Source organism: Actinophytocola sp. (assembly GCF_036555685.1).
Lineage (GTDB): Bacteria > Actinomycetota > Actinomycetes > Mycobacteriales > Pseudonocardiaceae > Actinophytocola.
In genome coordinates, this window is the sequence record NZ_DATBKY010000279.1 from 1 (window position 1) to 6,251 (window position 6,251).

A 6,251-nucleotide genomic window follows, 5' to 3' on the forward strand; every position below is an offset into this window, starting at 1 on the left:
GGTGAGTCCGGGTCACGCGATCGCATTGCGAAGTTCGACTCGAGTCGTTATCCCGAGGTCGTCGTAGACCTCACGTAGGATAGTGGTCACGGTATTCAGGCTGAGGACCATGTCGTTGGCCATCTCTGGTTCGGACAATCCCCGGGCCGCGAGTTGGGCGACTCGTCGGTGGGTGGGATCCAGAATGGTCGAGCGGCGGCGCGGCATGTCGAGGGGCGCACCGATCGACTTGAGTTGGTTTGTGATCGTCGTTCGCAGGGAGAGCGCGCCGCATTCGTCGGCGAGTAGCAGGGCGCTGGACAGCGGCGTGCGTGCGTCATCGCTGTGACCGCGCTGTGCCAGCGCCGAACCGAGATCGGTGAGTGCGTGGGCGTGCTCCAGTTGATTCCCGGTGTCGCGGAGTATGCGCGTCGACTCTTCGAGTAGCTCAATGGCGATGTTCGGGTTCAGGGCGGCCAGGGTTCGCATGGCCTGTCCGCGGGTGACCGGGGCGCCGAACCGGTCCGCATGTTGTTGCGCGGCGGTGGCGATTTCGTGTGCCTCATCGGGCGCGGACCGGCTCAGCGCTCGCGCGAGCTCGAATCGCCATGGGCAGATCGAGGGGTTGGTCATGTGCGCGTGTTCGAGCCATTGACCGACTCGACGCAGTGTCCCGATCCCTTTTCCGGTCTCTCCTCGAGCGAGTTGGAGGGTGCCGTACAGCCCCTGTGGGATGGGCAGGATCACCGCTTCGGGCCAGGGCGTCGAGTAGTTGCGGTCGGCGCAAACAGCGGTCGCGCGGGCTATCTCGCCTCGGCTGAGCAATGCTTCGACAAGGGTACCGGTGGCGAACCACTCTCCGGCGGTACCGGAACCTGTCCGGTCCGCGAGGCGCAGCGCGATGCTGGCGTCGGCGACGGCGTCGGCGAGCCGTCCTTGTCGCAGCGCGATGTTCCCCTTATGGGCGCGAGCGATCGCGAGGTGCGTACCACGCCACCCATCACGCTCGAACTCATCGACCGCCTGGTCGAACAACGCATCTGCGGCGCCGATCTCGTCGGAGAACATGTGAACGAACGCCGTTATCGTGCCCACTTCCATGCCCTGGTCGAGGTCAGTAAACGTGACGCCGTCACTCAGCACCCGCTGGGTCGCATGCAGTGCTTGTGTTCGTGGTTCTGCGCGCCAGACGAGGCTCCACGCGTGCAGCGTGATCAGCAGCCGCTGCACATGACCGATTCCTTTCAGCGGCGGCGCGATACGGTCCAGCTGCCGCATACGGTCCGCCCGGCGGGGGTCGTCGGCCCACCAGGCGCCCCACAGCAGCTGCTCGGCGGTCAGCTGGTCACGTGAACTGGTGTCGCCGCATCGTTCGATGGCGGCGTCGAGGAGTCGCACGGCGTTGCCGAGCTGGTCGGCGTATCCATAGGTCTTCGCGAGAGCGACGGCGGCCTCGGTGCGCAATCCATCGTCCGGTGCCTGTTGATACGCCGTGAGCAGCGCGGGCAGGGCCGCGGCAGTCTCCCCCAACGCCAGCGCCTGGCCATGCCGCAGCTGAACCTGGCACTGCGCGGCGGGCGGGGGCGGTTCGTCGATCGCGCGCTCCAGGTAGCGGGCGGCGGTGCTGGCCAGGCCGGAAGCCATCGACTCGGCGGCGGCAGCGCACAACTGGTCGACAACCCATGGATCGCCCGCGACGTGCACGTTCAGCAGATGCGCCGCCACCGCCTCCAGGCTCGCGCCGGCCGCATGCAGCTGACGCGCGGCGGTGAGATGGGTGTCGCTACGCACCGAGGGGTCGATGTCCTCGTATACCGCGTTGCGAATAATCGGGTGACAAAAATCCAGGCTGGACTGATCGGCCAGGATCGCCGTCTTGCAGAGCCTGTCGTACTCGCGTTTGCCCTCCTCGACCGACAATCCGGCGAGCCGGATTGCGCCGTCGAGAGATGTTTCCGGACCGAGGACTGCGATCGTCTGTGCGAGACGTTGCGCGGCCGGGCCGAGCCCGGACAGTCGCTCGTTGAGGTACACCACGACCTGGCGGGGGGTGAGTCGAGCCACTGCGGCCCCGGCTGCTGACGAGGGCGTGAGGCCTCGGTCCCTGGCCAGAGCGAGCATCCAGCGCAGATAGAAAGGATTGCCGCCGCTGCGCAGGTGAATTTCGGAACAGAACGACTCATCGGGGGCGGGTCCGCGCCGGCTCAGACCACGGACGATCACCGCTCGTACCGCATCGCGGCTCAACGGCTGTGGTCGGATGACCTCGGTAGCGCGCAGCGCAATCCGGGGCAGCGCCGAGCCCGAGTTCGGCTCATTGGGCCGGTAGGCGATCACCAGCACAATGGGCAGGCCGGAAAGCCGGTCGGTGACGAACTCGAGCCAGTCCAGCGACTCCGCGTCCAACCAGTGGGCGTCGTCGATCGCGAACAGCAGGGCGGCATCTGGTCCGCGGGAGTTGACGACGTCGGCGGCATTGACCAGGAGCCAGTACAACGCCTCCGTGGAGCCGATCACGCTGCCCGAAGCGCCGCGGAGCGGGATCTGCAATCCCAGCGGAACACTTGCGTGCGCTGCGGCGCCACCGAGCAGCCGTTTCCGTTCCTCCGCGCTGAAGCCGGCGATCCACCGACGTAGCAGGGCGCGAACGCCGTTGAATGCCAGCAATTGGTCCCGTTGGTTGCCACGCACACCGAGCGGAATGATTCCCCGCACCGCGCTCTCCGCACACACCCTGGCGAGCAACTCGGACTTGCCGATCCCGGCCACGCCCTCGACCACGATCGTGGCACCAGCGCCTGCGCGAGCTCTTTCGAGCACCACCGAGCACCGATCGAGGTCATCGTCTCGTTCCAGGATGCCGGTGTCCGTAGCCGTGTATCCAGGCAGCCGCAACGCGTGCAGCACCCGCTGCTCGTCGAGCGGGGCACCGCCGCTGGCCCGCGCCGATGTGACGCAACCCGCGATGACCTTGGCGACGAACTCCTTCCGCGGGCGACGCTTGCCCGACATCACCTCCGAGAACGTAGCCGGGGCGACACCACTGCGGCGAGCGAGTACCGCGTCGGTCGGGGCGCCGACCACCCGTTGGAGAGTCCGCAGTTGGCGGCGCATCTGATCGTCGTATTCCACCTGAACCATGTCGATCCCCCCGGCCGCAGCGGCTCGTCGCCGAACAACGTGATCTCCAACGTAACGACGACCTGGACCATTCGGTTATTCGGTCGTCGTGGTGCCTTGCCTCATCGGCTGCCAATGATGTGCGTACCGACCGGTTAGAACCCGGTCGGAGCGTCTACCAGCACCGCAACTCGGGGGTTGTTTCATGGGCAGGGAAGGTCTGGGCCCGTTCTCACTACCGGATCAACTAGTGAGCACGATTGTGATCGCACTCGCGATGACTGGCTGCGGCCCAGACGACATCGGGACCAAACCAGCGCGTGGCGGCAGACCATTCTTCGGACATGATGGCGACGCGCCGAGTATTCAATCATAAAGGAATCATCGAGCTGGCCCAGGAACAAACTGCGCGAATTCAAATTCGACCGGGCAGTATGCATAGGTGAAATTCAAACAAGAAAGGATTCGACATGGACAGCTGGATTTTGGGAACGCCTGGTGAGGGGGCGGTACCGATGTTGCCGGGGACTTCGCCGACGTCGTGGTACACCACGCCGGAGAACGTGCAGCACATCGCGTATGTCGGCACGGATCACAAGATCCACGAATGCTTCTACCGCATCGGCGGGGAGAACCGCTGGTTCCACACCGTTCCCAGCGAAGGCGGGGTTCCAGTGCTACCCGGGACTTCGCCGACGTCGTGGTACACGACGCCGGAGAACGTGCAGCACATCGCGTATGTCGGCACGGATCACAAGATCCACGAATGCTTCTACCGGATCGGCGGGGAGAACCGCTGGTTCCAGGGAACACCCAGCGAGGGCGGGGTTCCGGTTCTCGACGGGACTTCACCGACGTCGTGGTACACCACGCCGGAGAACGTGCAGCACATCGCCTACGTCGGCACCGACCACAAGATCCACGAAAGCTTCTACTTCGTCCAGACACCGCTGCCCGCACGCCTGCAATTCCGGCTTCGATACTTCCGCGAAATCGACTCGACCGAAGAAGGAAGTGACGAAGTTTGGATCAGCGGTGTGGGTCTTGACTCCGCCGCCGTCACCGTCGGCCCGGACCACCGTCCGGCGGTCGCACCGATCACCTCACGGTATGTCGGCGATGTGTCCGACGACAGGGTCAGAAATGGCTGGAGGGATGCGCCACACGTCCTGCTCGACTTCGAGCTCAACCGGCCCAGCTACTGGCCGCGATCATTCACGACGTCGCTCCTCGTCATCGAGGAGGACGCCGACGGCGTCGCGGAAACCTTTGCCAAGCTCGAAGCCGCCGTTGGCCCGGAGATCAAGAAGGCCGCCTCCACGGCGGCTGGTGGAGTGGCCGGCGCTGTGGTCGGGAGCGTCATCCCCGGCATCGGCACAGCGGTAGGCGCAGCCGTCGGCGCGCTGGCGGGCACACTCTTCGACGAGGTCATCGATAAGATCAAGACCACTCTGAAGAATGACGTCTTCAAGCCGATACCGCTCGTGATGACCGTAACCGACCCTGGAAACATTCGTCAGCACCCTGATATCGGTGTCGTGCGCACCGTCACCGTAAAGGAATACGGCGCCCACTATGAGATCGACTATGACTGGCATCTCGTAGACTGACGATGAGTCCTGACCAACGATGGCGATGACGGTCTGTGACCGCCATAGCGGCCCGGCGTCGACAGGCGCCGGGCCCTCGTACCTCCGCCACGCGGCGGAGCGCGGTTGGTGGCAACTGTCGAGAACTGCAGTCCTTCGGGAGGGCTGTGGCCGGCGTCGTCGACAGTCACCCCGCCAGCACACAGCAGCCCCTGTTCCCTAGCTGATCGGGTAGCTGCTGATACCGAGGCAGTCCTGCAGGATCCGTCGGTTGAACTCGCCGGACTGTTGACCGGTGTGTGCGCCGAGCTTGCCGTTGAGGTGGGCGTTCTCGTGCAGCAGGGCCATGGCCTTGTACTCGTCTGTGCTCGGCCGCCGGGACAGACCGGTGTTCGCCGGCAGGTAGTTGAAGATCATGTCTGGCTCGGTGTTGTAGTAGCGCGGGTAGACCTTGATGTATCCGGCGGCACCGGCCCCGCTGGGTGCCTCGGCTGCCACGCCGGGCTGGCCAGGCTTGATCGTCTGTGACGAGGTGATGGGAACGGCGTGGAACACAGCCAGCGCCTGGGACGCCGTGCCGCCATGAACGAGGGCGCGGCAGGGATCGTTGGTGTCGAGTGCGTTCTCGACCATCTCGTAGGCGATCCCGCCGGCAACCATCGCGCGCTCGTTGATCTGGCCCGACCCACCGCCACCACCACCGGGGTCGCCACCGTCGTCGTAGCAGTAGATCTCTACCGGGTCCCAACAGTCGGAGACGTCTGGGCGGATGAGGGCGTGAGCTGGTGCCGCACCGGCCGCCACGATCCCAGCGGCCGCGACCGCAGCGGCGGCGAGGATCCCGAAGGCGCGTCCCTTCCAGCGTCGAGTTCGGTTGGTCATGCTCGTTCCTGCCTGTGTGAGGAGCCCTGTGTGCGGGCGCCGACTTGCCCCAGGTTCGGAGCCGACCATCAAACGGACGGGCCTGCACTACTGGCGTCCAAGAGCAATGATCGAGACTTGGTGTGCCCCGAACGTCGGAGGTCGCGACGTGTGGCATCGCGCAGCAGGTCCGCCCACTATGTCAGTTGCTCGGCCGGTCCACGCACAATCCGGCCGCTCGACCGGGAAGCGATCGAGCGGCCGGATTGTTGGACGCTTGCGGGACCGGAAGAAACCTGTCAGTTGCCGTAGGCGATCAGGGAGTGTTCGCCGGTTTGCTCCGGTCCGCCGGTTGTGCCTGCTCGCGGTCGCCCCGCAAGCAGCATCGGTTCGTCAGCGCGCGTGACGGTGGACGAAGTTCTCCAGCGAGATCGTGAGATCACTGCGGTTGTCGCGGTGCCGCAGGCAGTACTTCGTCGGGTACCAGCCCGACTCCTGCCACGCGCTCGGCAGCTTGAAGTCGAAGCAACCGTCGTTGATCGAGCCGTCGCGCAATCCGGCGAACCACGCGTGGGTGATCATCGGCTCGAAGAAGGTCACCTTGGTGTTCCAGACGCCGTAGATCCAGGTGTGGGTGAACGGCGTGCCGTTGAACTCCGGTGCGGTGGGATCGACCAGGTGGTTGCCCATGGCCGGTTCGAC

At 65.3% G+C, this 6,251-nt stretch carries 4 protein-coding genes; 1 reads left to right on the forward strand and 3 read right to left on the reverse strand.

Annotated features, from left to right (window positions below; all coding sequences use genetic code 11):
* Nucleotides 1-12: 12 nt before the first annotated feature.
* Nucleotides 13-3,120, reverse strand: a complete 3,108-nt coding sequence (locus VH969_RS28295) for a helix-turn-helix transcriptional regulator (RefSeq protein ID WP_331979701.1) — start codon at nt 3,118-3,120, stop codon at nt 13-15.
* A 449-nt stretch (nt 3,121-3,569) separates the two neighbouring features.
* On the opposite strand from VH969_RS28295, the gene VH969_RS28300 reads away from it, so the two are divergent.
* On the forward strand, nt 3,570-4,709 hold the full coding sequence (locus VH969_RS28300; protein WP_331979703.1) for a glycine zipper domain-containing protein: 1,140 nt from the start codon (nt 3,570-3,572) through the stop codon (nt 4,707-4,709).
* A gap of 198 nt (nt 4,710-4,907) precedes the next feature.
* Here VH969_RS28300 and VH969_RS28305 read toward each other — a convergent pair whose 3' ends face one another.
* Nucleotides 4,908-5,570, reverse strand: coding sequence for a hypothetical protein (locus VH969_RS28305; protein WP_331979705.1), 663 nt, complete (start codon nt 5,568-5,570; stop codon nt 4,908-4,910).
* 372 nt (nt 5,571-5,942) lie between these two features.
* On the reverse strand, nt 5,943-6,251 hold a 309-nt coding region (locus VH969_RS28310; protein ID WP_331979707.1), incomplete at its 5' end, for a hypothetical protein.